Source organism: Anaerosporobacter sp., from assembly GCF_965301125.1.
On the sequence record NZ_CBDLAM010000242.1, the window covers coordinates 3,327 to 4,782 of the forward strand.

General features: G+C 29.6%; 1 protein-coding gene and 1 pseudogene. Both read left to right on the top strand.

Annotation, left to right across the window (positions count from 1 at the left end):
• Window positions 1-76 precede the first annotated feature (76 nt).
• Entirely contained in the window at window positions 77-340 is a 264-nt protein-coding gene (locus ACW2QF_RS17820; RefSeq protein WP_455717367.1) for a hypothetical protein, read from the top strand.
• Between the two features lie 218 nt (window positions 341-558).
• Window positions 559-1,456 (top strand): annotated as a pseudogene (locus ACW2QF_RS17825) (hypothetical protein); the annotation flags it as partial.

Sequence of the window (1,456 nt, forward strand, 5' to 3'; positions counted from 1 at the left end):
TAAAGTATATAAAACACATCTGTGTGATTGTATTATATCCCATAGGTGTGTTTTTTATAGTTTGTTACCGGGATGAATGGGAATAAAGACGAAGGAAGTACCAATAGATACAGATATTTTGAATAAGATTACTTCTATGAAGGAGGTTGAGAAGATTCAGCAAATACCATATATAAGATCTAGAAGAATATCAGCAAATCAAAGAGAATATAATAATTCAGTGTCATTCTTTGCTTATGAGCCCGAAATACAGAGATATCAATTCTTTGATGATAAAGGTAGCGATATAGTTCCTAGTCAAGGAGAAATCTATCTTCCTAAAGCAATGGATATCTTGTAGGGTGTTAATTCAAGAATAATTAAGAATAGAGAAAATTAATTTTATTAAAGTGGATTAAAAAGTTCATTAACGGTAAATAAGAATTATATACAAATTGGAAAAAATGATGTAAAATGTTTTAATATGAAAAATTATGCAATGTTTTTTTGCATTATAGCATATTAGTTTGTTCTAATATATCATATTTATATAATAATTTATTTAGGGGGAAGAATAGTATGACTTTAGATCCAAATGAAACAAATGGAACCGAAGGAAGTTTATCAAATGAAGTACCAGTATCAAATGAAGTACCAGTATCAAACGAGGTACCAGTATCGAATGAGATACCACTAACAAATCAAGCACCAATATCAAATGAAATACCAACACCAAACGTACAAAACCCTAGCGGTTATTATTATTCGCCAGAAGATTCAAATCAAAGCATGCCAAATCAAAACATGCAATATCAAAACGTACCTAATCAAAGTATGCCAAACCAAAGCATACCAAATCAAAATATGCAAAATAATAACAATCCGGTTCCTGGATATATACCTAATATGAACTACGACAATCAAAATTTCAACCAACCACCAATGTATGATAACAATCAAGAACCATATTATCCTCAAGCTATGAATGGTGGAGGGACAGACCAGAATGGAGACAACAAGAAAAAAGCTAAAAAGACTGCCATTGCTGTATTTTCAGTTCTTGCAGTTGCATTAATCGCTGTTGTTGGTATTTTAATTGCAAGTTTTCTTAATAATCCAAAAACAAAAATGATAAATGCAATGAAGAAAACATATGTTAGTTTCTCTGGTGTTATTGATAAGAAAATTGATTTAGATGCAATTAAAGCCAACGCTAAGAACAAAGATTTGTATTCTGGTTTTAAATTTACTATAAATGGAGTATCTAGCGACTCTTACTCAGATGTTTTAGATTCTTTAAATACATATTTAACGGGAACTTCATTCTCGGTTGAAAATACTATAAATACAAAAGATAAAAAACAAAATGGAGTTGTATCTTTAAAAATATCAGATTTTGAATTTAATACAAAATATTTTGCTACAGAGGATACATTTGGAATAGCAATTCCAGAGTTCTTTGATAAAACTCTAACTT

Bases quoted from the DNA above. Each gene is read 5' to 3' on its own strand.
- ACW2QF_RS17820 (WP_455717367.1), top strand. From the start codon at position 77: ATGGGAATAAAGACGAAGGAAGTACCAATAGATACAGATATTTTGAAT.